Annotated in this window: 18 protein-coding genes and 5 pseudogenes; 10 read left to right on the plus strand and 13 right to left on the minus strand. The window is 66.9% G+C overall.

The genetic code is table 11. The features are described 5' to 3' along the window. Positions 1-135 precede the first annotated feature (135 nt). Both L6444_RS29505 and L6444_RS29510 read left to right on the plus strand, forming a co-directional pair. Positions 136-1,770 (plus strand): LGFP repeat-containing protein, encoded by a 1,635-nt coding sequence (locus L6444_RS29505; RefSeq protein ID WP_236979091.1) that lies wholly within the window; start codon positions 136-138, stop codon positions 1,768-1,770. 37 nt (positions 1,771-1,807) lie between these two features. After that, entirely contained in the window at positions 1,808-3,754 is a 1,947-nt protein-coding gene (locus L6444_RS29510) for a spermine/spermidine synthase domain-containing protein (RefSeq protein ID WP_236979093.1), read from the plus strand. Here the strand turns inward: L6444_RS29510 and L6444_RS29515 are convergent. Continuing rightward, positions 3,751-5,115, minus strand: a complete 1,365-nt coding sequence (locus L6444_RS29515) for an HNH endonuclease signature motif containing protein (RefSeq protein WP_236979095.1) — start codon at positions 5,113-5,115, stop codon at positions 3,751-3,753. The two genes, L6444_RS29510 and L6444_RS29515, sit on opposite strands and share 4 nt — an antisense overlap. A 316-nt stretch (positions 5,116-5,431) precedes the next feature. Here L6444_RS29515 and L6444_RS29520 point away from each other — a divergent pair, with 316 nt between their 5' ends. Next, positions 5,432-6,850, plus strand: coding sequence for a PE family protein (locus L6444_RS29520; protein WP_236979097.1), 1,419 nt, complete (start codon positions 5,432-5,434; stop codon positions 6,848-6,850). A 120-nt stretch (positions 6,851-6,970) separates the two neighbouring features. On the opposite strand, the gene L6444_RS29525 is transcribed toward L6444_RS29520, so the two are convergent. The 7 genes from L6444_RS29525 to L6444_RS29555 form a co-directional block, all read right to left on the minus strand. After that, the gene (locus L6444_RS29525; RefSeq protein WP_236979099.1) at positions 6,971-7,441 is read right to left on the minus strand and encodes a DUF350 domain-containing protein; all 471 of its coding nucleotides are present in this window, start codon (positions 7,439-7,441) and stop codon (positions 6,971-6,973) included. A 22-nt stretch (positions 7,442-7,463) separates the two neighbouring features. After that, positions 7,464-8,630: a glutathionylspermidine synthase family protein gene (locus tag L6444_RS29530; protein ID WP_236979101.1), complete on the minus strand. Its 1,167-nt coding sequence runs from the start codon at positions 8,628-8,630 to the stop codon at positions 7,464-7,466. Then, complete coding sequence (locus tag L6444_RS29535) at positions 8,627-9,172, minus strand: hypothetical protein (RefSeq protein ID WP_236979103.1); 546 nt, start codon at positions 9,170-9,172, stop codon at positions 8,627-8,629. Before L6444_RS29535 ends, L6444_RS29530 begins: the two co-directional genes overlap by 4 nt. A gap of 348 nt (positions 9,173-9,520) precedes the next feature. Beyond that, on the minus strand, positions 9,521-10,351 hold the full coding sequence (locus L6444_RS29540; protein ID WP_236984509.1) for an HAD family hydrolase: 831 nt from the start codon (positions 10,349-10,351) through the stop codon (positions 9,521-9,523). Then, positions 10,348-11,133, minus strand: a complete 786-nt coding sequence (locus L6444_RS29545; RefSeq protein WP_236979105.1) for a lysophospholipid acyltransferase family protein — start codon at positions 11,131-11,133, stop codon at positions 10,348-10,350. Before L6444_RS29545 ends, L6444_RS29540 begins: the two co-directional genes overlap by 4 nt. A gap of 21 nt (positions 11,134-11,154) precedes the next feature. Further along, positions 11,155-11,913, minus strand: coding sequence for a lysophospholipid acyltransferase family protein (locus L6444_RS29550; RefSeq protein ID WP_236979107.1), 759 nt, complete (start codon positions 11,911-11,913; stop codon positions 11,155-11,157). Between the two features lie 3 nt (positions 11,914-11,916). Further along, positions 11,917-12,696 carry a lysophospholipid acyltransferase family protein gene (locus L6444_RS29555; protein WP_236979109.1) on the minus strand — a complete coding sequence of 260 codons (780 nt, stop codon included), beginning with the start codon at positions 12,694-12,696 and terminating at the stop codon, positions 11,917-11,919. Positions 12,697-12,786: 90 nt separating this feature from the next. Between L6444_RS29555 and L6444_RS29560 the strand changes: the two are divergent. The 3 genes and pseudogenes from L6444_RS29560 to L6444_RS29570 form a co-directional block, all read left to right on the plus strand. Then, positions 12,787-13,128: pseudogene (locus L6444_RS29560) on the plus strand (phosphotransferase); the annotation flags it as partial. A gap of 59 nt (positions 13,129-13,187) precedes the next feature. Beyond that, positions 13,188-14,750, plus strand: a complete 1,563-nt coding sequence (locus tag L6444_RS29565) for an MBL fold metallo-hydrolase (RefSeq protein ID WP_236984512.1) — start codon at positions 13,188-13,190, stop codon at positions 14,748-14,750. A gap of 5 nt (positions 14,751-14,755) precedes the next feature. Then, the gene (locus L6444_RS29570; protein WP_236984514.1) at positions 14,756-15,085 is read left to right on the plus strand and encodes a hypothetical protein; all 330 of its coding nucleotides are present in this window, start codon (positions 14,756-14,758) and stop codon (positions 15,083-15,085) included. Between the two features lie 102 nt (positions 15,086-15,187). Here the strand turns inward: L6444_RS29570 and L6444_RS29575 are convergent. Next, a pseudogene (locus L6444_RS29575) lies at positions 15,188-16,761 on the minus strand (phytoene desaturase family protein). A gap of 47 nt (positions 16,762-16,808) precedes the next feature. Beyond that, positions 16,809-17,429: a TetR/AcrR family transcriptional regulator gene (locus L6444_RS29580; RefSeq protein ID WP_236979111.1), complete on the minus strand. Its 621-nt coding sequence runs from the start codon at positions 17,427-17,429 to the stop codon at positions 16,809-16,811. A 90-nt stretch (positions 17,430-17,519) separates the two neighbouring features. On the opposite strand from L6444_RS29580, the gene L6444_RS29585 reads away from it, so the two are divergent. After that, positions 17,520-18,014: a DUF2834 domain-containing protein gene (locus L6444_RS29585; RefSeq protein ID WP_236979113.1), complete on the plus strand. Its 495-nt coding sequence runs from the start codon at positions 17,520-17,522 to the stop codon at positions 18,012-18,014. Here the strand turns inward: L6444_RS29585 and serS are convergent. Continuing rightward, complete coding sequence (gene serS, locus L6444_RS29590; RefSeq protein WP_236979120.1) at positions 18,011-19,264, minus strand: serine--tRNA ligase; 1,254 nt, start codon at positions 19,262-19,264, stop codon at positions 18,011-18,013. The two genes, L6444_RS29585 and serS, sit on opposite strands and share 4 nt — an antisense overlap. Positions 19,265-19,382: 118 nt before the next feature. Here serS and L6444_RS29595 point away from each other — a divergent pair. From L6444_RS29595 to L6444_RS29605, 3 genes and pseudogenes are all read left to right on the plus strand, one after another. Beyond that, positions 19,383-20,938 (plus strand): annotated as a pseudogene (locus L6444_RS29595) (septum formation family protein). Continuing rightward, positions 20,863-21,301: pseudogene (locus L6444_RS29600) on the plus strand (metallopeptidase family protein). The pseudogenes L6444_RS29595 and L6444_RS29600 overlap by 76 nt, the downstream one beginning before the upstream one ends. Beyond that, entirely contained in the window at positions 21,298-21,513 is a 216-nt protein-coding gene (locus tag L6444_RS29605) for a hypothetical protein (protein ID WP_236979122.1), read from the plus strand. Before L6444_RS29600 ends, L6444_RS29605 begins: the two are co-directional and overlap by 4 nt. Here the strand turns inward: L6444_RS29605 and L6444_RS29610 are convergent. Together L6444_RS29610 and pheA are read right to left on the minus strand one after the other, a co-directional pair. Beyond that, a complete protein-coding gene (locus L6444_RS29610) occupies positions 21,490-22,188 on the minus strand; it encodes a histidine phosphatase family protein (protein ID WP_236979124.1) in 699 nt (232 codons plus the stop codon). The genes L6444_RS29605 and L6444_RS29610 overlap by 24 nt on opposite strands. Continuing rightward, positions 22,185-23,117: pseudogene (gene pheA / locus L6444_RS29615) on the minus strand (prephenate dehydratase). Before pheA ends, L6444_RS29610 begins: the two are co-directional and overlap by 4 nt. Between the last annotated feature and the right edge of the window lie 37 nt (positions 23,118-23,154).

The following is a 23,154-nucleotide window of genomic DNA, read 5'->3' on the forward strand; positions in this document are numbered from 1 at the left end:
CAGAGTCACGCATCGGCCCCCGCAACCGGCCGGCGAACATTCTCTGCGGTGTCGTCGACGGGTTTCCAGGAGATTTCGGGCATTCGGGTCGTGTCGTCACACCAGAAACATTCGACACACACGTAACATCGCCTCGTGTCCAGCAGTCGCGCCCCGACGACGCTGCTCACCGCTTTCGTCGCGACGGTGGTGATCATCTCGTGGCTGCTGGTGCACCCGGGCTCCGCCACGCATCCGGTGTCGCCTGGCGGTGAAACCGAACTCGCCGAGCAGCCGCTGGTCGGCCTCGGCGGCGGGGTGACAGTCCGTGAACTGTCCCAAGCCACGCCGTTCTCCCTGGTCGCGCTCACCGGTGATCTGGCGGGGACGTCTGCCCGGGTCCGCGCGAGAAGGCCGGACGGTTCGTGGGGGCCGTGGTATCAGACCGAATACCAGACCTCGGCGCCCGACCCGGTCGGCGCGGGGACAGGCACGGCGTCGAAAGACCCGCGCAGCACCGAACCGGTGTTCGTCGGGACGACGACGTCGGTGCAGATTGCCGTCACGCGGCCACTGAATGCGCCGGTGACCCAGGCGCCGCCGGCGCCACCGGCGCACAGCGATCTCGGATACCGGCCCGCCTCCAAGGAACAGGCGTTCGGGCAGAACCTCAACGCGATACTCATCTCGCCGCCACGGGCGCCCGTCGAGACGCATTGGACACCGCCGGCCGGTGTCACCATGCCGGGCCAGGCGCCGCCCATCATCAGCCGAGCGGAGTGGGGCGCCGACGAATCGCTGCGCTGCGGCAGTCCGCAGTACGACCGCGCGGTCCGGGCCGGGGTGGTGCACCACACCGCCGGCAGCAACGACTACTCACCGCTGGAATCGGCCGGGATCGTCAAGGCGATCTACACCTATCACAGCAAAACCCTGGGCTGGTGCGACATCGCATACAACGCGCTGGTGGACAAGTACGGCCAGGTGTTCGAGGGCAGCTCCGGCGGGCTCACCAAACCGGTCGAGGCGTTCCATACCGGCGGGTTCAACCGCGAAACCTGGGGCGTGGCGATGATCGGCAACTTCGACGACGTACCGCCCACGCCGATCCAATTGCGCACCGTAGGGCGGCTGCTCGGATGGCGGCTCGGCATGGCCGACGTCGACCCACGCGGCACGGTGGAACTCGAGTCGGCGGGCAGCTCCTACACCGTCTACCCGGCCGGCGCGATCGCGAAGCTGCCTGCCATCTTCACCCACCGCGACGTCGGGAACACCGACTGCCCGGGCAATGCCGCGTACGCGCTGATGGACGAAATCCGGGACATTGCAGCACATTTCAACGACCCGCCGGAGGAACTGATCAGAGCGCTGGAGGGCGGCGCGATCTATAAGCACTGGCAGGAAATGGGCGGCATGAGCAGTGTGCTCGGGGCTCCGACGTCCCCGGAGGGCGACGGGGCGAACGGATCGCGGTTCGTCACGTTCGCCAAGGGTGCGATGTACTGGTCGCCGGCCACCGGGGTGCAGCCGATCACCGGCGCGATCTACGAGGCGTGGGCGTCGCAGAGCTACGAGCACGGCCCGCTGGGGCTGCCGACCAGCGCGGAGATCCAGGAGCCCCTGCAGGCCACGCAGAATTTTCAGCACGGAACACTGAACTTCGAGCGCCTCACCGGGAACATCACCCAGGTGCTGGACGGGATCGCCACGCCGCTGTCGACACAACCGCCGAGCGGCCCGAACGTACCGCCCGAACACTTCTCCATGCCGGCGCACCCGCCCAACTAGTCTGACGGTGGCAACCCGCCGCCACTAGTCTGATCGGGTGCAGGCCACCCCTTACCTGACGATCGATCTGGATCAGGTGCGGGCGAATCTGCGCGATTTGCGACTCGCGCTGCCCGATGCGCGGATTCGCTACGCCGTCAAGGCGAATCCGGCGGCACCGATCCTGCGGCTGCTCGCGGAGTGCGGCGCGGACTTCGACGTCGCGTCGATCGGCGAGGTCGACGCGTGCATTGCGGCCGGTATCGACGGCGCGCGGTTGGCGTTCGGCAACACGATCAAGACGGCTGCCGCCGTGGCGGCGGCGTACTCCCATGGCGTGCGGCTGTTCAGCTTCGACACCCCAGACGGCGTGGATGTGATCGCCGCGAACGCACCGGGTTCGCGGGTGGAATGCCGCATCGCTGCGCCGGTTCCGTCGTCGGTGACGCCGTTCGGGGACAAGTTCGGCTGCTCGCCCGACGACGCCGTCGGCCTGTTGAGGCGCGCCAGGTCGGCGGGGCTGATTGCGGACGGGGTCAGCTTTCATGTGGGTTCCCAGCAATTGGACGTCAGTGCCTGGGAGATCGGTATCCGTTGTGCGGCAGCGATATTCGATGCTGTCGACGGACTCATCGTCGTCAATGCGGGCGGCGGCATACCGCTCCCCTATGCGGGTGCGGCCCCTTCCCTCGAGGCGATCGCCGACACCGTGACGGCTGCGCTGACGCGCTATTTCGGTTCCAGCGCACCGCAACTCGTGCTGGAGCCGGGCCGCGCGATCGTAGGCTCGGCCGGCACCATCGACTGCGCAGTCGTGTCGGTGCGCACCGCTACTGACGGCCGACGCTGGGTCTACCTCGACATCGGGCGTTACAGCGGCCTGGCTGAGACCGAGAACGAGTACATCCGGTACCGATTGCAGACCCCGCGTGCCGCCGACGCGGTTGCCGACGCCGTGGTCGCGGGACCCACCTGCGACGGCGACGACGTGCTCTATCGAAGTTATCCGCTTCCGGTCACACTGCGCGCGGGCGATCGCATCCGTATCGCGGATGCGGGTGCCTACACCGCCAGCTATGCGTCCGTCGACTTCAACGGATTTGTGCCACTACCAACCGTTTTCATTCCTCCTGTCGTTCCGGCCGTGCGAACCATCGTTGAGCCGCTGGCACCGGGACTGTCTCGGAGCTGGCTCGTTTCGGAAGTGATCTGCGAGGCGCGCACCGACTTTCAGCATCTGGTGATCGGTCGCACCGGGCAGGGTGTCGCGTTGTTCAGCGACGACGAGCGCCAAAGCACCGAATTCAGCCAGCTCGTCTACCACGAGGCACTGCTCGTGCCGGCGCTGCTGTTGGCCGACAAAATCGAACACGTGCTTGTCATCGGCTCCGGCGAGGGTGTGGTGAGCCAGATGGCGGTAGCCGCGGGCGCCAAGCGCGTCGATCACGTCGACATCGACGCCGACGCTGTCCGGCTGTGCGCACAGCACCTGCCTTATGGATACACCGCCGATGAGTTGCTCAGGGCGGAACAAGGGTTCGGTGCAATCCAGGTCTATTACGGTGACGGATGGGACTTCGTGGAGCGGGTCGCTGCCGGAGCACCCGATACCGGACACTACGACATCGTGGTCGTCGACCTGCCCGACGAACGCATCGAGTCTGCGCAGCACAACCGCCTGTACGACACCGGCTTTCTGCGGCGCTGCCGCCGTATTGGTCAGGTGGTGGTGGGCCAGGCCGGCTGCCCGACGTTGTGGCGCAACGAGACATTGCGGTCATCTTTGCGCCGCTTCGATGAAACCTTCGACACGGTAGTTTATTTCGGCAGTGACGAGCACGAGTGGGCCTTTCTGTCCGGCTTGTCGGGCCGCGTCGCAGACGCGGAAGCCAGCGCGGTGGGCACAATGTCAGCCAGGCTGCACACGCTGGCCTACCGGCCGCGCACCATCGACGCCGCCTCATTGGTGGCGGGCACCATCCCGCCGAAGTCGTTGCGTACCTAGGGATCGTCGTTGTCTTCGTCGGGGGCGAAGAGTCGTTCGGGGTGGTGGATGGTGTTGATGCGTGGTTGGCCTCGGTCGTGGTGTGCCGTGGGTAGCCATTCGATGAGGCCGCGGTGGTTGGTGCGGGTGGTCCAGCCTTTGTCGGCGAGGCGGTTGTGGATGCCGCAGGCCAGGGCGAGGTTGGTGATGTGGGTGCTCAGGCAGGTGTGCCAGGCGGTGAGGTGATGGACCTCGGTGTGATACGCCGCAGCGGTGCAGCCGGGTCGGGTGCAGCCGCGATCGCGGGCATACAGCAGGAGGCGTTGGGCGCGGTTGGCCAGCCGTTTGGTGTGGTAGAGGGCCAGGGGTGTGGCGCCGTCGAACAGGGCGAGGTAGGGGTGCGCGGCGCCCGACCAGCGGATCACATCGGACATCGGCACTAGACTGCCGCCGCCGGTGCGGGCTGTGCCGGTGCCGGCTTCCAGTTCGGCCAGGGTGGTGGTGACCACGATGGTGACGGGCAGCCCGTGGTGGCGGCCCAGGTCCCCGGAGGCCAGTAGCGCCATCAGCCCGGCGTGCAGGCCGTCGTGGCGGCGTTGGGTGGTGCCGCGGGTGTCGCGGCGGACCGCTTTGGGGTCCGGCTCGTCCTCGTCGATGTGGGGCAGGTGGTCCTCGGGGTTGGCGATGCCGGGGGCGGCCAGTTTGGCCCAGGCGGCTTCCAGGGCGGCGCGCAGGGCGGGGGTGATCCAGCCGGTGAGTTTGGACATGCCGTCGGGGTCTTGTTTGCCCAGACTCAGGCCGCGCTTGCGGGCGCGTTCGTCGTCGGAGAATTCCCCGTCGGGGTGCAGGTAGGCCAGCAGCGTGAGGGCGTAGTCCTTGAGTTGGTCGGGGCGCATGGCGGCGGCTTTGCCAGCCAGGTCGGCTTCGGCCTGTTCCCGGGTGCCGGCATCCACTTCCGTCGGTAAGTGTTTGACGAAGTCGCGGATCTCGTTCACGTGGCCGCTACCGATACGGCCGCGGCGTTGGGCGGCGGCGGTGGCCTCCAACCGCGGCGCCAACGGCTCCCCCGTCAGCGACACCCGCTCGCCCAGGTCGGCGGCGTCGGCGATCCGCCGGCCAGCCTCCGAAGTCGTGATCCGCAGCCGATCGGCCAGCGCGTTACGCAGGGTGTCACCCAACTCCTCCTTGCTCACCGCGGCGAGCTGATTCAACAACTGATGCTGCGGCACCGGCAGCCGCCGCACCACCGTCTCCAAGCGCTCCAGGATCGCCATCCGCTCCGGGGTGCTCAGCACCTCAAACCGCAACTCACACACCCGCTCGACCGCCGCATCGAGCACGTCGAGAACCTCGACGATCTCCGCACGCGTGCTGGCTGTCATACCCCGGATTCTACGAACACCCACCGACAACCCGCGTCCCGCAAGGACGCTGAAGACGCAGCAGGGCAAGAACTTTCGAGAATGGAACCAAACACAGTCCCGGTGCGTCTAATGCCTTTGGGCACCTGTAGTGCGCGCGAGGGTCTTCGACTTACTCCACTTGGCCAATCATGGGGGTCGCATTAAACGGTGGCGTGACGACGGCGGCAACGGCTAACCCGTCACGCCCTGAATTCCTCAATCCCCGTCATCGGCCGCCCGTTGCGTCATACGCTCACGAGGAGCAGCTCGGTGATCCAAGGGGAGGAAATCGACTATGTCGTTTGTGGCTACCGCGCCGGACTTACTGACCACCGCGGCCAAGGATCTAACCGATATCGGCTCGACGCTGCGGGAGGCGACGACAGTCGCCTCGGCCCCTACCACCGCTCTCGCGGCGGCGGCCGCCGATGAGGTGTCGGACGCCGTCTCGCAGCTGTTCGCCAGCTTCGGCCGGGAGTTCCAAGCGGTCAACACCCAGGCGGCAGCCTTCCATGCCGAGTTCGTGCAGCTATTGAGTGGCAGCGCCGCGCAGTATCTGAATGCTGAGATCACCAATGCTGCAACGACTTTAGCTAACACACCGGTCCAATCCCTGCTGGCGGGCGGCCCGGCAGCCACGACAGTGCCGGGTGGCGCCTACGGGCAACTGGTCATTAACACGGCCACCAACCTGCAGACCCTCGGGAATGCTTGGTCTGCTGACCCCTTCCCGCTGCTGCGTCAGATCGTCGTCAATCAACAGGGCTACGCCAAGCAGATCGGGGCGACGTTCGCCGCCGCCATCCAGAGCTTTCCTGCCAACCTGGCGAACTTACCAGCCGGCATAGAGGCCTCCGTTCAACAGCTGATCACCTTCCCCGCGGCGTCTTACATCCAACAATTCGTCGCGACGCAACTCGGTTTCGCTCAGACGGCCGCGACAGCGGCTAACCACGGAATCACCGGCCTGGTGGCTGGGCTGCCGGCGTTCGGGACGGGATTGCAGACCACGTTTCAGACGCTGCTGACGGGCAATTACACCGGCGCCCTGGACGATCTGGGTCGGGCCTTCGCGAATCTACTGGTCACTGGAATCTACCCCGGTCCGGTCACCGTTATCGTTGACCTCACGCATCTTACGCTGACAGCTTCCCCTCTACCCGAAACTGCTTGGCCCACTTGGCGATTTGTTCACCATCATGAACCTCCCCGGCCAAGAGGCACAGTATCTCACCAACCTGATGCCCCCCCCTCAATCCTGCGTCAGATGTCGCAGAACTTCACCAACGCAGTCAATACCCTTACGCTACCTAGCATTTCAGTGCTCCTCACGCAGCCGTTGACCGCAACAGGAAGTCTGGCCGCCAACTTCGGGATACCGTTGGCCCTGACCTATGCGGCGGCCGGCGCACCGTTCTCGGCCTTGAACGCGCTGGCGACCAGCGCCGAAACAATCGGACACGCTGTGTCGACCGGCAACCCACTAGGAGCCGTCGCTGCCGTAATCGATGCTCCGGCCAATGCGCTGAACGGATTTCTCAACGGTGACAATGCTTTTGATACCCTGATTCAGGTTCCGACCAACCTCCCGGTCGGGTACCCCCCAGGACGTGACGATCACGCTGCACCTGCCCGTCGACGGTATTCTCGTTCCACCCCAGCCTGTGACGGCAACCGTGGACCCCCATCTGCCACAATTCGTCAGTCCATTTGACGTGACCATCCTCGGCACGCCGTTCCCGGGCTTGGTGCCGTTGCTGGTCAATTACCTGCCCCAACAGCTCGCCGCCGCAATCACGCCCGCGTAACCGTTTCAGCAGCGACCAGACGCCACTCAGAGAATCGCTACCGCCACCACGATGCCGAGTGCGAACTGCGCCGCCGCCACCATGAGCGCGTCGTAACTGAACTCCTCGGCGTAGAACAGCCTGTCCATATCGATGCCGAGCGCAACCGTCGCGATCCGCATCATCACTACCTGGGCGACGATCCCGACCAGCCCGAAGATCGCCGAACCGGCCAAGCCCTCCAACAGTTTTCCCGAAGACGAGTAGATCGCCAGCACCACTATCAGAGCCATGCTGATCATCCCGGCGGCCGCGACGATGATGGCATTCGGCTTGCCGGCCTCGACCATCTTGCGCAGTGGGCCCGGTGTGGTCAGGTCGATGGCGTAGAACCCGACCAGCATCAGCACCAGCCCGACGATCGCATACAGCACGATGGCGCCCGCGCCACGACCGAGCACGGCCATATAGCCGGCGTCCCAATAGCCGGAATTGGCTGCGACAGTGGATGTCGTCATCGAAGACCAACTTTCTTTTCGGTTACTTGAGTGGGATCCGGTGCGGGACGAATGCCGCGCCGTCGTCGGTGATGAGTCCGGCCGTCTCGCGGATGCCGAGTCCCGCCGAGGTATCCCCGACCACCCACGCGCCCAGTGCGGGACGCATGCCGTCGAATTCCGGTAGCGGGTCCAGTAATTGGTAGACGAAGCCCTCTTCGCCGTAGAAACCGCCGGTGGCGGTCTCCAGGCCGGCGCCTACGACGGTGACGTTGGCGCCTTCCCGGCCCAACTTGGGTTTACGCACATATTCGGTGAGTTCGTGCGGATCGTCGAGATAAGCCGGTAGCAGGTTCGGGTGTCCTGGATACATTTCCCACAGCACCGCCAGAATCGCCTTGTTCGACAACAGCGTCTTCCACAGTGGCTCGATCCACATCGTCTGCGGCAGAGTGGATACCACGCTCTTACCGAATTGGTCATCGAGCACCCATTCCCACGGATGCAGCTTGAAGATCGCCTGGATCGGGTCCTCTTCGAGGTCCACGAACCGCTGCAGTGCGGAGTCCCATCCCACGTCCTCGATGAGCAGCCCGACGGTCGCAAACCCGGCTTCCGCCGCGGTCTCCTGCAGGTAGGTTGTGGTGATCTGATCCTCGCCGGTGGTCTCCACTCCGGACCAGGCGAAATGTAACTCGTTGCTGGGCAATATATTACGGACCACTTTCCAGCGATCGACCAGCTGCTCGTGCAACGAGTTCCACTGGTCGTCGTCGGGAAACTTATCTTTGAGCCAATACCATTGCACGATGGCGGCTTCCAGCAGCGTCGTCGGCGTATCGGCGTTGTACTCGAGCAGCACCGCAGGTCGTTTCCCGTCGTAACGTAAATCGAAGCGGCCGTACACATGTGGGTCCGAACGGCGCCACGACTCGGCGATGTGTGGCCAACTCCATTCCGGCAGACCAAAATCGGCGTATCGCTCCATCAGGACGATCTGCTCGACCGCGTTCAGGCACATCGAGTGCAGCAGCTCGACGTCGGCTTCCAGTGCCAGGATTTCGTCCATCTCGAACTCGTAGTAGACCGATTCGTCCCAGTACGGGCGGGCAGCACCGGTCGCGTCGCGCGCGGGTGTCCCGTAGACAAGTCCTTGCGATTCGACGATCGCCGGCCAGTTCGGCCGCGGCTGTGTCCGGCCACGTTTCACGAGCCGCCGCTCCCGCCCTTGCCTCCGCTGCCACCCTTGCCCCCGCTGCCACCCAACCCACCGCGCTGAATGGTGGTGCCCGACTTGGTGGTGACGGTGGCCCCCTTGGGGATCGAGGTTGAGCCGCCAATCGGCCGCTGGCCGACCGACCCGGAACTGCCGTAGTAGTAACGGTATTGGTGCCCGCCCCAGAAGAAGAATCCGTTCAGGCCCGGAGTGTGCCCGGTGCAATAACTGTCGGGGACGATCACCGGCTGACCGCTCGGGTCGTCCTGGACGCACTGCGCGGTGACGTGCTCGGGCGACAGCAACCAATACCCGACGCCCGCGACCAGACCGACCACCCCGACAGCGGCGGCGGAACCCATCAGGATGCGCTTCTGCCTCTTGCGTTTGGCCTCGGCGGCCAACCGCGCCTCCTCGGCCTCGCGCTGCTGATCCTCGTACTTCTGCCGAGCACGCAGCTCGGCCGGAGTGGGTGGTCGCGGCTTGGTGGTGGCCGCGTCCTGAAAATGGACGCTGCCGACGGGTTTGGTGGGCACGTCCGGCTTCGGCGGCTCGCTCGGCTGCAAAGGCCCGCCCGGCTGCAAAGGTTCGCTCGGCTGCAAAGACCCGCTCGGCTGCAAAGACCCGGTGCCCTCATCGTCCGGGTCGGCCTTCCCGTGCGGCATCACCCTGGGCGGCGGATCAGCCTTACCGGGTCCGCTCTTGTCGGGCCGGTTCGCCCCGAACGCACCCCGGCGGGGCCCACTTGGCGTGGCTCCGCCGTCCTCAGCGTCCTCAGGCGAACCTGGATCTGACCCCACTACCTGTCCTCCGGCCCATTCCGGTCGCAATCCGGCCGATACGCGAACACGCGGGCAGTCTCCCACATCTCGGGAGCAAAATCGTCAAGTCCACCAACGCTCGAGCACGCGCGCCACACCGTCTTCGCTGTTGGGGGCCGTCACTTCGTCGGCGGCGGCCCGCGCGTCGGGGTGCGCGTTGCCCATCGCCACCCCCAAACCCGCCTTCAGCAGCATCGGGATGTCGTTGGGCATGTCGCCGAAGGTGACCGCATCGGCGATGTCGAGTCCCAGCGGTTCGGCGACCTCGCTCAGCCCGCTGGCCTTGCTGATGCCGCGCGGCACGATCTCGAGCAAACCGTTGTTGGTGGAGTACGTCAGGTCACCCTCATCGCCGATGTGTCCGGCCATCGCGGCCGCCATTTCCGCGCTGGACGCGCCGGCCATGCGGATCAGCAGCTTGATCGCCGGCGCGCTGAGCAGGTCCTCGAAAGACACCTCGGTGTTGTCCGGGTTGAGCCAGGCGTGTTCGTAACCCGGCGAGCTGACGAACTGCGGGGTCGCCGAGTCGTGCGCGCGTTCCCCGATCCGCTCGACCGCCAACCCGGCACCCGGAATGACGCGCCGGGTGATGTCGGCCAGCGCAGCCAGCGTCTCGACGGACAGCGTGCGCGCGGCGACCACCCGGTCGTGCTGGGGGTCGTAGATGACGGCGCCATTGGCACAGACCGCCATCGGGGCGAACCCAAGGGCCTCGACGACCGGTCGGACCCAGCGCGGCGGACGGCCCGAGGCCAGCACGAACTGTGCACCGTCGGCGACCGCGGCCAGCACCGCCGCGCGGGTACGCGGGGTGAGGGTCTCGTCCTCGTTGAACAGGGTGCCGTCGACGTCGCACCCGATGAGCGCAGGCTTACGGCCGGCGGGTGTCGTCAGCTTGGTCCGCCCTTTTTCGGATTTTTCGAGGTGACGCCGTCGTAGCCGAGCTTTTGTGCGCGCTCGGCCAACTCGGCGATCCGGAACTCTTTGGACTCGTCCGGGGTCGGCGCGCTGCCGCCCAAGCGCCGCGGTACCCAGTACTCACCCTCCGGATGCGGATACTGCTCCTGCACCCAGTGCAGCATCGCCTCCATCGCCTGCCGCAGTACGGCGTTGAACTCCTCGGGAGTCCCCTGCGGCCACAGCGGCCGGCCGATCGCGGCGGTGATCGGCACCTTGCTGCGGAACAGCTTCTTCGGGTGGTCTTTGGGCCAGATCCGGTGCGCACCCCAGACGATCATCGGGATGATCGGCACTTGCGCCTCGATCGCCATCCGGGCCGCCCCGGTCTTGAATTCGCGGAGTTCGAAACTGCGGCTGATGGTCGCCTCCGGGTGGACTCCGACGAGTTCGCCCTCACGCAGGCGTTGCACCGCCACCGCATAGGCCTCGGCGCCCATGGTCCGATCCACCGGGATGAGCTGAATGTGCTTGATCACGTAGTTGACGGCTTTCACGTCCGCCATCTCGGCTTTGATCATGAACCGCAGTCGCCTCTTGCGCTCCTTGGCGGCCAGCGACGCGGGAATCCAGTCCACGTAACTCGTGTGGTTGAGCGCGATGATCGCCCCGCCGCGCTCGGGAATGTTTTCCAGACCCTGATAGGTGATCTTGTTGCCGTTCAACGCCACGACGGACGGAACGAGATATTCCAGCATTCGGAAGACCGGCTCAGCCATTGCTCGACTCTCCTTCTACCCCTAACTCGACCGATGCGGTGCCCGACCGGCGGCCCTCGCCGCGGTCTCCTCAGCGTCCATCTGCGCAGCCTCCTCCAGCGTCGGCGCGGAACCGCCGAGACGGCACGGCACCCAATTTTCACCGGCGGGATGAGGATAGTTCTGCTGGACTTGGTGCAGCAGCGAAGTCATCGCGTCGTGCAGCTGTTGGTTCGTCACCGTGACGTCGGGATCGGGCAGCAGCGGCCGACCTATCGCGACGGTGATCGGCACCTTGTGGTGGCCGATGCGTCGCGGCAGGCCCTTGGTCCAGATGCGTTGGGAACCCCAGACGATCACCGGCACTATCGGCACGCCGGCTTCGACGGACATCCGGGCGGCGCCGGTCTTGAAGTCTTTGAGCTCGAAGCTGCGGCTGATCGTGGCTTCCGGGAAGACGGCGACCGCCTCTCCCTCCCGCAGTCGCTCGACCGCGGCGGCATACGCGCCGGCGCCGGCGCTGCGGTCGACCGGAATCGCCCGGTTGTGTTTCATCATGAAGTTGACGATCTTCACCTGCTGCATCTCGACCTTGACCATGGGCCGCACCCGTCGGCCCCCCGGCCGGCGAAATGCCAGCGCGGCCAGTGCCCAGTCGATATAGCTGGTGTGGTTGATCGCGACCACGCAGCCGCCGTGGGCCGGGATGTTCTCCTCGCCGAGGTAGGTGACGCGGCTTCCGGTGAGACGGAGAAACATCCTCGAGACGAACTCACTGGCGCGGTAGACGGGTTCGGCCACGGGTCACTGCTCCGGTGATCTGGTGGGATGTGCCCGCTCGGCTCGCAACGCCGCTTTCTGCGCTGCTTCCTCGGCGTCCAGCTGCGCCGCCTCGGCCAGCGAGGGGGCACCGCCGCCCAGCCGGCGCGGCACCCAGAATTCGCCGGCCGGGTGTGGCCCGTACTGCTCTTGCGCGCGGATCAGCAAATGCTGCATCCGGGAACGCAGCAGGCTGTTGAGTTCGGCGACGGGCAGTGTCGGGGCGATCGGCTCGCCGACGATGATCTGGATCGGCACCTTGGGTCGGTAGATCTTCTTGGGGTGATCCTTCGTCCAGATCCGCTGCGCGCCCCAGACGATGTGCGGGACGATGGGCACCCCGGCGTCGACGGCCATCCGCGCGGCCCCGGACTTGAATTCCTTGATCTCGAAGCTGCGACTGATCGTCGCTTCCGGGTAGACGCCGACCAGTTCACCGGCCTTGAGGTTCTCCACGGCAGCGCTGTAGGAAGCCGCCCCGCTGTCGCGGTCCACCGGAATATGCCGGAAAGCGCGCATCAGCGGCCCGGTTATCTTGTGATCGAATACCTCTTGCTTGGCCATGAACCGCACCTTGCGACCGAGGCCCTGGCGGTAGGCCGGCAGACCCGCCAGCATGAAGTCCAAATAGCCGGTGTGGTTGATTGCGACCACGGCGCCGCCGCTGGTCGGCAGGTTCTCCACGCCGGTCACCGAGATCTTGAGGCCCTGCAGGCGAAAGATCATCCGGGCGAGCGTGATGGCAGTGCCGTATGCGGGTTCCACAGCAATTCAGCCTAGTGCTCCAACCCGACGAGCGGCCCAAGTGGCAAAGAAAGGCGGAGTGAAGCGCTGGTGTATCCCGAGTCCCCGCGTCCGTTCGACTGGTCGGTGCAGACCCGGTTGCCCCTCCTGCATCCCGCGCACCGGGCGAACCTGCCGGAGCCGCCGCCGGTCGATCGGCTGGTGGTCTGTCACGGCGACGCGTGCGCTCCCAACACCTTGATCGACGACGTCGGTCGCTATTGCCGGCAGGTGGACCTAGGCGAGCCCGGGGTGGCCGACCGGCGGGCCGATCTGGCGGTGGCAACGCTGTCGTTGGGCTGGAACTTTCCCGGCCGCGATTGGGAGCCGGACTTCTTCGCCGCCTACGGTGTGGACCCCGACCCGCTGCGGATCGACTACTACCGGCGGCTGTGCCAGGACCCTGACCTCTGAACCAAGCTAAGCTCAGGGCTGGTATTACAGCCACCCGGATGGCTGAACGAAAGGTATTTGTGCAGGTCACCAGCGTCGGCCACGCCGGCTTTCTGATCCAGACCGCCGCGGGCAGCATTCTGTGCGACCCGTGGGTCAACCCCGCCTACTTCGCCTCGTGGGTGCCGTTCCCGGACAACCGCGAGCTGGACTGGGACGCCCTCGGCGACTGCGACTACCTCTACGTCTCGCACCTGCACAAGGACCACTTCGACGCCAAGCTGCTGGCCGAGCACGTCAACAAGGATGCACTGGTGCTGCTGCCCGACTTCCCGGTGCCCGACCTGCGCCACGAGTTCGAGAAGCTGGGGTTTCACCGGTTCTTCGAAACCACCGACTCCGTCCGGCACCGGGTGTCGGGGCCCAAGGGCGACCTCGACGTGATGATCATCGCGCTGCGCGCGCCCGCCGACGGCCCGATCGGCGACTCGGCGCTGGTGGTGTCCGACGGCGAGACCACCCTGTTCAACATGAACGACGCGCGACCTGTCGATCTGGACGTGCTGGCCGCCGATTTCGGCGCGATCGACGTGCACCTGCTGCAGTATTCGGGCGCGATCTGGTACCCGATGGTCTACGACATGCCGGCCCGCGCCAAAGAGGCGTTCGGTATCCAGAAGCGGCAGCGACAGATGGACCGCGCCCGCCAGTACATCGCCCAGGTGGGTGCGACGTGGGTGGTGCCGTCGGCCGGGCCGCCCTGTTTCCTGGACGCCGAGTTGCGGCACCTCAACGACGACCACGGCGACCCGGCCAACATCTTCCCCGACCAGCTGGTGTTCCTGGACCAGATGCGCAGCCACGCACACGACGGTGACCGGTCCAAAGGCCTGTTGATGATCCCGGGGTCGGTCGCCGACTTCACGGGCTCGACGCTGAATTCGCTGCACCACCCGCTGCCCACCGAGCAGGTCGAGGCTATCTTCACCACCGGTAAAGCCGCTTACATCGAGGACTTCGCGCAGCGGATGGCGCCGGTGCTGGCCGCCGAGAAGGCCACCTGGGCCCCCGCTACCGGCGAACCGCTGCTGGAGCCGTTGCGCGCCTTGTTCGAGCCGATCATGCTGCAGAGCGACGAGATCTGCGACGGCATCGGATACCCGGTGGAGTTGGTCATCGGCCCCGAAACAGTGGTCCTGGACTTTCCGAAACGTGCTGTGCGGGAAAGCATTCCCGACGAGAAGTTCCGCTACGGGTTCGCGATCGAGCCAGAGCTGGTGCGTACGGTGCTGCGCGACAAGGAGCCGGACTGGGTCAACACCATCTTCCTGTCGACTCGTTTCCGGGCCTGGCGCGTCGGCGGTTACAACGAATACCTGTACACCTTCTTCAAGTGCCTGACCGACGAGCGCATCGCCTACGCCGACGGCTGGTTCGCCGAATCGCACGACGATTCCGCGTCGATCACGTTGGACGGGTGGCAGATTCAGCGTCGCTGTCCGCACTTGAAAGCGGACTTGTCCAAATTCGGTGTGATCGAAGGTAATACGCTGACCTGCAATCTGCACGGCTGGCAGTGGCGCCTCGACGACGGCCGCTGCCTGACCACCCGGGGGCACGAGCTGCGGAGCTGCCGGGCATGAGCACGATGGCCGACCTGTGTTACGACGACGGCGTCGTCCAGTTGGACCGCGCGGCTCTGACGTTGCGCCGCTACCACTTTCCGTCCGGCACGGCGAAGGTGATCGGTTTGGACCAGATCCGTTCGTACAAGGCCGAAGACCTCGGCCTGTTCACCTGCCGGTTCAACATCTGGGGCAGCCCGGACCTGCGCCGCTGGCTACCGCTGGATCTCTACCGTCCGCTCAAGTCGACGCTGATCACCCTCGACATTCCCGGGTCGAAGCCCGCATTCACTCCGGCGCGGCCCGAGGAGTTCCTGGCCTGTCTGGACGAACTGCTGGCCGCCCGCGGTTGATTTCCCGTGGCCGGCCGGCTCGGCTCGCGTGAGCACAGGGCGATTTCCGGGCCCGATTTCCGCCCACATTTCACGCGAGGCGTGAGCTCGACGCCGGGGCGGCTAGCGGTCTTCCAGCGCGGCCCGTCCGGCGTTGTAGCCGGGCGTGAAGGTGATTCCCGGGCCACCGTGGCAGCCGGCACTGCCCAGGTACAGCCCTTTGATGGGAAGTGGTTGGCCGATATAGCCTTTGGGCCCCGGGCGGTTCTGTCCGATCTGGTCGGAGTGCAGCAGTCCGTGGCAGTAGTCGCCGCCCGGCGCCCCGAACATCACCCCCATGTGCTTGGGCGTGAACGTGGTGTGCCGGATGATGCTGCGCTCGAAATTCGGTGCCAGGCGGGTGATCTTGTCGATCACCCGTTGGCCCATCTCGACCTTGGCGGCACCGTAGCGGCCCTCCTCGTCCATGTTCCCTTCGACCGGGAACCACAGCGCGAAGGCCGACGCCGCGTGCTTGCCGGGTGGGGCGAGGGCGGGATCGTGCACCGACGGGATCTGCAGCACCAGCGTCGGGTCGGCCGGAACGACGCCGCGGCGGCAGTCCTCCCACTGCTGCTGGACCTCTTCGGGTGTGCAGAAGATGCCGATTGAGGCCTGCAACGTCGGGTCGTTCAGCGCCTCGTACGGTGCCGCGAACTCCGGTGCTTCGGACAGCGCGAAGTGCATCTGCAGGTAGCTGCCGCGGTGGTCGGTGCGTGCGTAGCGGTCCCGGACGTCGGCGGGCAGCACCGACGGATCGATCAGGTCGTTGACGGTGACGTCGGGTGCGACGGCGGAGACGACGATCGGGGCGTGCAGCTCACCCGATTCCAGGCGTACCCCGCTCACTCGGTTGTCGGCGACCAGGATCTCGGTTACCTTGGCGCGCAACCGAACTTCGCCGCCGCTACCCTGCAGTACTTCGGTGAGATGGGCGGTGAGCGCGCCGATCCCGCCGCGCAGTTTCTTCATCTGCACGAAGTCGCCCTCGGGGATGCCGAGCCCGAAGGCCAGCGCGGCGGCGCTGCCCCCGGCGTGGACGGACCGCGGTAGAGGGTGTTGACGGCCAGCATCGTCATCGATCCGCGGATGGCGCCGTGCTTTTCGCGGTCCGGGAAGTAGCGGTCGAGGACGTCGGTGACCGATCCGAATAGCATGTCGTCGATCGCGGAGCGCTCGAATTCGTTTGTGGCACAGGCATACATCTGGTCGAATGTCTTGGGCAACGTGCCCGCCTCGAAGCGGCCCAGCGCCCGCGTCGGCGCCTGCGCCCACATCAGCAGCCCACCCATGCCGGCGACGGCGTCGGCCCCGTGCACCTCGTTGAGGTGGGCGAACATCTTCATCGGGTCGGAGTACTGGACCAGCGGGTCGTCGCCGACGCCGCGCAGCGCAACCGACATCACCTCCAGGTCCACCGTCGGCAGTGCGTCCAGGCCCAGTTCGCTGATCACCTCCAGCGAGGTGGGGAACTGCACCGAGCCGGCGATCTCGAACTGGTAGCCGTCGAACAGTTCCACGGTGGAAGCCATGCCCCCGGCGTAGAGCTTGCCGTCCAGGCACACCGTCGCAAGCCCGGCCCGCTGCAGCAACACCGCCGCGGTCAGTCCGTTGTGCCCGGCGCCGATGACGATCGCGTCGTACTGAGATTCAGACATACCGACCTCCCGTGAGGGAGGCTCGCACGCGGTCGAAGTTTTGTCAATTATGACGAAACTGCGGTGCACCAGGTCCCGGCGACGCCGGCTCGCAGCGACTCCAGCGCCAACTGGCACACCCGCGCCAGTTCGCCCAGCGATCGGTCCGCTCCCAACATCCACACCTCCATTGCGCCGAACACCGCGGCCGCGATGCTCCGCGCGATCACCGCGGTGCGCACCCGGGCATCCGGCGTCTGCTCGGCCGGGCTACGGCGCCGCAGCTGCGCGGCGATGGCGTCGGCGAAGTCGGCCTGCACGTCCTGCATGTGCCGCACGATGCGGCTGGGGTCCAGCTCGCCGCCGCGCAGCGCCGCGACCTTGGTCACCGCCTCGACGTCGTAGGGAAAGGCGAAGATCGCGGTCTGCACCGAATCGATGATCGGCTCGTCGGCGGGCCGGGCGTCCAGCGCCGCGCGAAACCAGTTCAGGCCGGTGTAGTCGGCGAACAGCAGATCGTGCTTGGACCGGAAGTGCCGGTAGAAGGTGCGCAGCGACACCCCGGCATCGGCGGCGATCTGCTCGGCCGAGGTCTCCTCGACACCCTGGGCCAGGAACCGGGCCAGCGCGGCTTGGCACAGCGCGTCCCGGGTGCGTTCGCTTCGCACCGTCTGCGCGGGCCTGACCATGGCAGACAACGTACCCCAGGACCGTCGCGGCGCCTTCCGCCGGTTATGACAATATTGACAAAACTTTGGCGCCGGGGTGAGACTTCGGCCATGGTCTCGCTGCTCGCTCACGCCGTCCTCGGTATCGCCGTGATCGTCTGGATCGTCCGCTCGAACCCGGCGGTCTACGCCAAACCGGCGGAGGGGCCGATGTTCTCGCCGCTGGAAGTCGTCTACTACGTGGTGGGCATCGCCTCGATCGCGCTGGGCTGGTACTTCAACATCCGCTTCGTGCAGGGGTACGCCCCGCACGGAATCAGCGGGACGCACAACCCGATCTGGGGGCCCGGCAGCTGGACGCAGTACATCCAGTTGATGTTCGTCAATCCCGCGGCGGGCTCGGCCGGCCAGGACTACACCATCGCCAATGTCATTCTGCTGCCCCTGTTTTCAATCACGGACGGCTATCGCCGCGGGTTCAAGCGGCCGTGGCTGTTCTTCGTCAGCAGCCTGTTCACCAGCTTCGCGTTCGCCTTCGCGTTCTACTTCGCCACCATCGAGCGTCAGCGTCGCCACGAGCGGGCCCGGGCAGCGGTGCACGCCTAAGGTTCCAGCACCTCGGCGCCCACGAACGGCACCAGCGCGGCCGGCACCCGCACGCTGCCGTCGGGCTGCTGGTGGTTCTCCAGCACGGCGACCAGCCATCGGGTGGTGCCCAACGTGCCGTTCAGGGTCGCCGCAACCTGCGGTTTGCCGTTATCGTCTCGATACCGGGTGGAAAGCCGGCGGGCTTGGAACGTGGTGCAGTTCGACGTCGACGTCAGCTCGCGGTAGGTCTGCTGGGTGGGCACCCACGCCTCGCAGTCGAACTTGCGGGCGGCCGAGGAGCCCAAGTCGCCGGCGGCCACGTCGATCACCCGGTAGGGCACCTCGATCAGGGCCAGCATTTGGCGCTGCCAGCCCAGCAGCCGCTGATGTTCGGCCTCGGCCTCCTCGGGGCGGCAGTAGACGAAGCCTTCGACCTTGTCGAACTGATGCACCCGGATGATGCCGCGGGTGTCCTTGCCGTAGCTGCCGGCCTCGCGCCGGAAGCACGACGACCAGCCCGCGTAGCGCAGCGGACCGGCGGACAGGTCCAGGATCTCCCCCGAGTGGTATCCGGCCAGCGGCACCTCCGAGGTGCCCACCAGGTAGAGGTCGTCGGCTTCGAGTCGGTACACCTCGTCGGCGTGCGCGCCCAGGAAGCCGGTGCCGCTCATCACCTCGGGACGGACCAGCACCGGCGGGATCATCGGGACGAAACCGTTCTCGACGGCCACTCGCAGCGCCAGCTGCAGCAGGCCGAGCTGCAACAAAGCACCGCGGCCGGTCAGGAAGTAGAACCGCGATCCCGACACTTTGGCGCCGCGCTGCATGTCGATCAGGCCCAGCGACTCACCGAGTTCGAGGTGGTCCTTGGGCGCGGTCAGCGCTGGTGGTTCACCCACCACGTCCAGGACTGCGTAGTCGTCTTCACCGCCGGCCGGGACGCCGTCGATGATGACGTTGGAGATGGCCAGGTGCGCGGCGGTGAAGGCCGCCTCCGCGGCTACCTGATCGGCCTCGGCGGCCTTGACCTGCTCGGCGAGCTCCTTGGCGCGCTGCAGCAACGCCGGGCGCTGCTCCGGCGAGGCCTTCCCGACGGATTTGCTGGCGGTCTTCTGTTCGGCGCGCAACGAATCCGCCGCCGAGATCGCAGCGCGGCGCGCGGCGTCGGCGCTCAACAGGGCGTCCACGGCTGCGGGGTCTTCGCCGCGGCTGAGTTGGGAACGCCGCACGGCGTCGGGGTCTTCCCGGAGCAGCTTCAGGTCGATCACGGCCGCAAGACTACTTTTGCGTCGCCGGACGGGTCGCGGCAGCCAGACCACTCCGTCCCCGGTATCACATCTGCAACATTGGTAACACCGCTGGTCGGGTGCTGTCAGAATGGAGCCGATGTTGGACGCGCCGGAGAAAGATCCGAAACCCGAGCACCCCGCCGACGGCGAGGTCGACGAGTCGACGACGGCCGTCGAGGGATCGGCGCTGGTTGACGCTCCCGACTCACTCGCCGGTGAGCCAGGTGAGCCAGGTGAGCCCGGCGAGCCCGGCGAGGCCGATGAACCGGAGGAATCGCATGACGAATCCGCCGAGGCTGCACCGACGACTCCGGGTTCGCCCGGGTTCCGCTGGCCGCGCGCTCTGCAGGCCTCGGCAACCAGGCGGGCCCTGCTGCTCATCGCCCTGGGCGCGCTGCTGATCGCGGGCCTGCTCACCGCGCTACCGGACTTCGGCGCCGGACCGGATCGGCTGGCCGGTTACCTCAACAGCGACCCGGTACCCAGCACCGGCTCCAAGACCAACAGCGCCTTCAGCCGCGCCAACAGTGGTGACTGCCTGAACTGGCCGGACGGCACACCGGAATCCGCCAGCATCGTCAACTGCGCCGAGGACCACCGCTTCGAGGTCGCCGAGGCGGTGGACCTGCAGACCTTCCCCGGCTCGGAGTACGGACCCACCGCCGCTCCCCCTCCCCGGCCCGCATCCAGCAGATCAACACCGAGCAGTGCGAGCCCGCCGTCCGTCGCTACCTGGGCACCAAGTTCGACCCCAACAGCAAGTTCACCGTCAGCATGCTGTGGTCGGGCGATCATGCCTGGCACCAGGGCGGTGAGCGCCGGATGCTGTGCGGCCTGCAGTTGCCGGGGCCGAACAACCAGCAGGTCGCCTTCAAGGGCAAGGTCGCCGACATCGACCAGTCCAAGGTCTGGCCGGCCGGCACCTGCCTGGGCATCGATCCGGCGACCAACCAGCCCGTCGACGTTCCGGTCGACTGCGGGGCGCCGCACGCGATGGAAGTCACCGGCACCGTCAACCTGGCCGAGAAGTTTCCCAACGGGTTCCCTGCCGAGGCGGATCAGGACGGCTTCATCAAGGACGCCTGCACCAAGATGACCGACGCCTACCTGGCGCCGATCAAGCTGCGCACCACCACGCTGACCCTGATCTACCCGACGGTGTCGTTGCCCAGCTGGGCGGCGGGCAGCCGCGAGGTCGCGTGCAGTATCGGCGCGACGCTGGGTAACGGGGGCTGGGCCACGCTGGTCAACAGCGCGAAGGGGCCGTTGCTGATCAACGGCCAGCAGCCGGTGCCGCCGCCCGACATTCCCGAGGAGCGGCTGAACATTCCGCAGCTGCCGGTTCAGCTGCCCACCCAACAACCCTCGGCTCCCGCCCCGCAGCAGACCCCCACCGCTCCACCGGGCAACCAGCATCTGCCCAACCAGCAGCCGGTGGTGACTCCCACCCGGGAACCGTCCTCGCCCGCCCCCAGGCCCCGGCCGCCCCGCCTGTGCAGGGGCCCCTGGCGGTGGCGCTCCGGCGCCGGCGCCGGCGCCGGAAGGTCCAGCGCCCGGCGAACCCCCGGCCTAGCGCCATGGCCGTGCCGATGGACCCGCAGCGCTTCGACGAACTGGTCTCCGACGCACTCGACCAGATCCCCTCCGAGCTGACCGCGGCCATGGACAACGTCGTGGTACTCGTTGCCGACCGCCATCCCGACGACGACGAGCTGCTCGGCCTGTACGAAGGGGTGGCGTTGACCGAGCGCGACTCCGACTATGCCGGGGCGCTGCCGGACGCGATCACGATCTACCGCGACGCCCTGCTGGATGTCTGCGGGTCCGAGGACGAGGTGGTGGAGCAGGTGGCGATCACGGTGATCCACGAGATCGCCCACCACTTCGGCATCGACGACGGCAAGCTCGACGAACTGGGCTGGGGCTGATCATTTCCGGCCCGCAGCGGTCAATTCCGGCCCCCAACGGCGGGGCAGCTCGGATTTGTCGGCGCCCGGTGTTATGAACGGGTTATGAGCACAGGCTGCCGCGACTGCCGGGCAGGTTTTGACCACTGCCACGGCACCATGATCGTTCATTCGCTGAGCAGGCCGGAATGCACGGAGCCCGACTGCGCGGTTCCTGAGTTGTTCACGCACGCGTTCGTCATCGACTGCGACGTGGTCGGGTGCGAGTGCGCGCAGGCGGACGGCGAAGCGGGCTGGTCAGCCCATCGGGTCGGTGCCTAACGCGACGGCATCTTCGACCGGTGTGATGGCCGGTTCGGGGTAGAAGGGCGGGGTGAGCGCACCCCAGTGCACGCAGCTCCACCGCCCGTCGGTGGTCGGCGCCAGCACCACCGACTCGGCGTTGTTCAGCGGGTTGTCGAGCACGAAGGTGCCGTCCACGCCGGCCAGCACCGCCGAGGCCAGCCGGATCGCCGCGCCGTGGCTGACCACCACGATGTCGCCGTCCCATGCGGGGTCGTCGAGGTAGCGCATCCGCAGGTCGGTGAGCACCGGCACGTATCGATCCAGCACCTCCTGCGCGGACTCGCCACCGGGTAGCGGGATGCTCAGCTCGCCGAGATGCCAGCGCTTGTAGATGGCGTTGAATTCGGCGACCGCTTCGTCGTCGCTGCGATTCTCCAGCTCGCCCACCTGGACCTCGTGAATCCCGGCCAGCTCCCGGGCCGCCACACCGAGCTCCGCCCCGATCACCGCCGCCGTCTCCGACGCCCGGATGGCCACCGAGTGCGCCAGGACGGCGGGCTTGCGCCGCGGCCCCAGTTGGCGTTGCGCGAAGGTTCGCGCCTGGTCGCGGCCCAGCGGAGTCAGCGCCGCCCCCGGCGGCACGGTGTCCAATCTGCGTTCGACGTTGCCGAACGACTGCCCGTGTCGCACTAACACCAATCGTCCGCTCATCGCGGCCCCTCCCCCCGTCCGTCGCGCAGCCGTGCCAGCCAGCGCGACGCCTCCTCCGACACCGGAGGTAACGCGCCCGCGGGCTGGCCGGTCGGCCAGGAACCCAGGTAACGCACGTCGGCACAACGACGGTGCAGCGCCTTGAGTGCCTCGGCGACGGCGTCGTCGTCGATGTGCCCTACACAGTCGACGAAGAACATGTAGGTGCCCAAACCGGTCCGGGTCGGTCTGGATTCGATTCGGGTCAGGTCGATACCGCGGATTCCGAATTCGGTGAGTACCAGCAGTAGTGCACCGGGTGCGTTTTCGATGCGCAGCACTACCGACGTGCGGTCGGCGCCGGTCCGGGCCGGCGGGGGGGCCGGGCGGGCCGATCAGCACGAATCGGGTGCGCGCACCGGATTCGTCCACCACCCCTCTTCGGCGAGCGCCGGCAGCGCGTAGTGGGCGGCGGCCAGCGGTGACGTCACCGCTGCGTCGACACGCCCGTCGGCCACCTGCCGCGCCGCGTCGGCGTTGGAGTAGGCCGGGCACAGCTGCACCCCGGGTAACTGCGCGTTGAGCCACTGCCGCACTTGCGCCGCGGCCACCGGGAACGCGGCCACGGTGCGCACGTCGGTGACGGCGCGACCGGGTTGCGCGACGATGCTGAATGCCACGTCCAGCGTCGTCTCGGCGAATATCTGCAGCGGCGAGCCGATGGCCAGGCTGTCCAGGGTGGAAGCCAGCGATCCGTCGATCGAGTTCTCGATGGGCGCGCACGCAAATTCCGCGGCACCGGTTCGCACCGCGTCCAGGGCCGCCGGCGTGCTCTCCACCGACAGTCGGTCCACCGCGCCGTCGTTGGGAACCAGTCCGGCGTCGGCGATTTGAAGCAGCGCGGCCTCGGTGAAGGTCCCTGCCGGGCCGAGGTATGCGATGCGGGTCACACGCACAACCCTAACGGCGCACCTCCACACGGACGCG

Source organism: Mycobacterium kiyosense, assembly GCA_021654635.1.
In the GTDB taxonomy this organism is placed as follows: domain Bacteria; phylum Actinomycetota; class Actinomycetes; order Mycobacteriales; family Mycobacteriaceae; genus Mycobacterium; species Mycobacterium kiyosense.

Excerpts from the sequence above, each read along its gene's own strand:
- L6444_RS29515 (WP_236979095.1), bottom strand. The coding sequence starts at position 5,115 with ATGACAGCCAGCACGCGTGCGGAGATCGTCGAGGTTCTCGACGTGCTC.
- L6444_RS29520 (WP_236979097.1), top strand. The coding sequence starts at position 5,432 with ATGTCGTTTGTGGCTACCGCGCCGGACTTACTGACCACCGCGGCCAAG.
- L6444_RS29525 (WP_236979099.1), bottom strand. The coding sequence starts at position 7,441 with ATGACGACATCCACTGTCGCAGCCAATTCCGGCTATTGGGACGCCGGC.
- L6444_RS29545 (WP_236979105.1), bottom strand. The coding sequence starts at position 11,133 with ATGGCTGAGCCGGTCTTCCGAATGCTGGAATATCTCGTTCCGTCCGTC.
- L6444_RS29570 (WP_236984514.1), top strand. The coding sequence starts at position 14,756 with ATGGCCGACCTGTGTTACGACGACGGCGTCGTCCAGTTGGACCGCGCG.
- L6444_RS29580 (WP_236979111.1), bottom strand. The coding sequence starts at position 17,429 with ATGGTCAGGCCCGCGCAGACGGTGCGAAGCGAACGCACCCGGGACGCG.
- L6444_RS29585 (WP_236979113.1), top strand. The coding sequence starts at position 17,520 with ATGGTCTCGCTGCTCGCTCACGCCGTCCTCGGTATCGCCGTGATCGTC.
- L6444_RS29605 (WP_236979122.1), top strand. The coding sequence starts at position 21,298 with ATGAGCACAGGCTGCCGCGACTGCCGGGCAGGTTTTGACCACTGCCAC.
- L6444_RS29610 (WP_236979124.1), bottom strand. The coding sequence starts at position 22,188 with ATGAGCGGACGATTGGTGTTAGTGCGACACGGGCAGTCGTTCGGCAAC.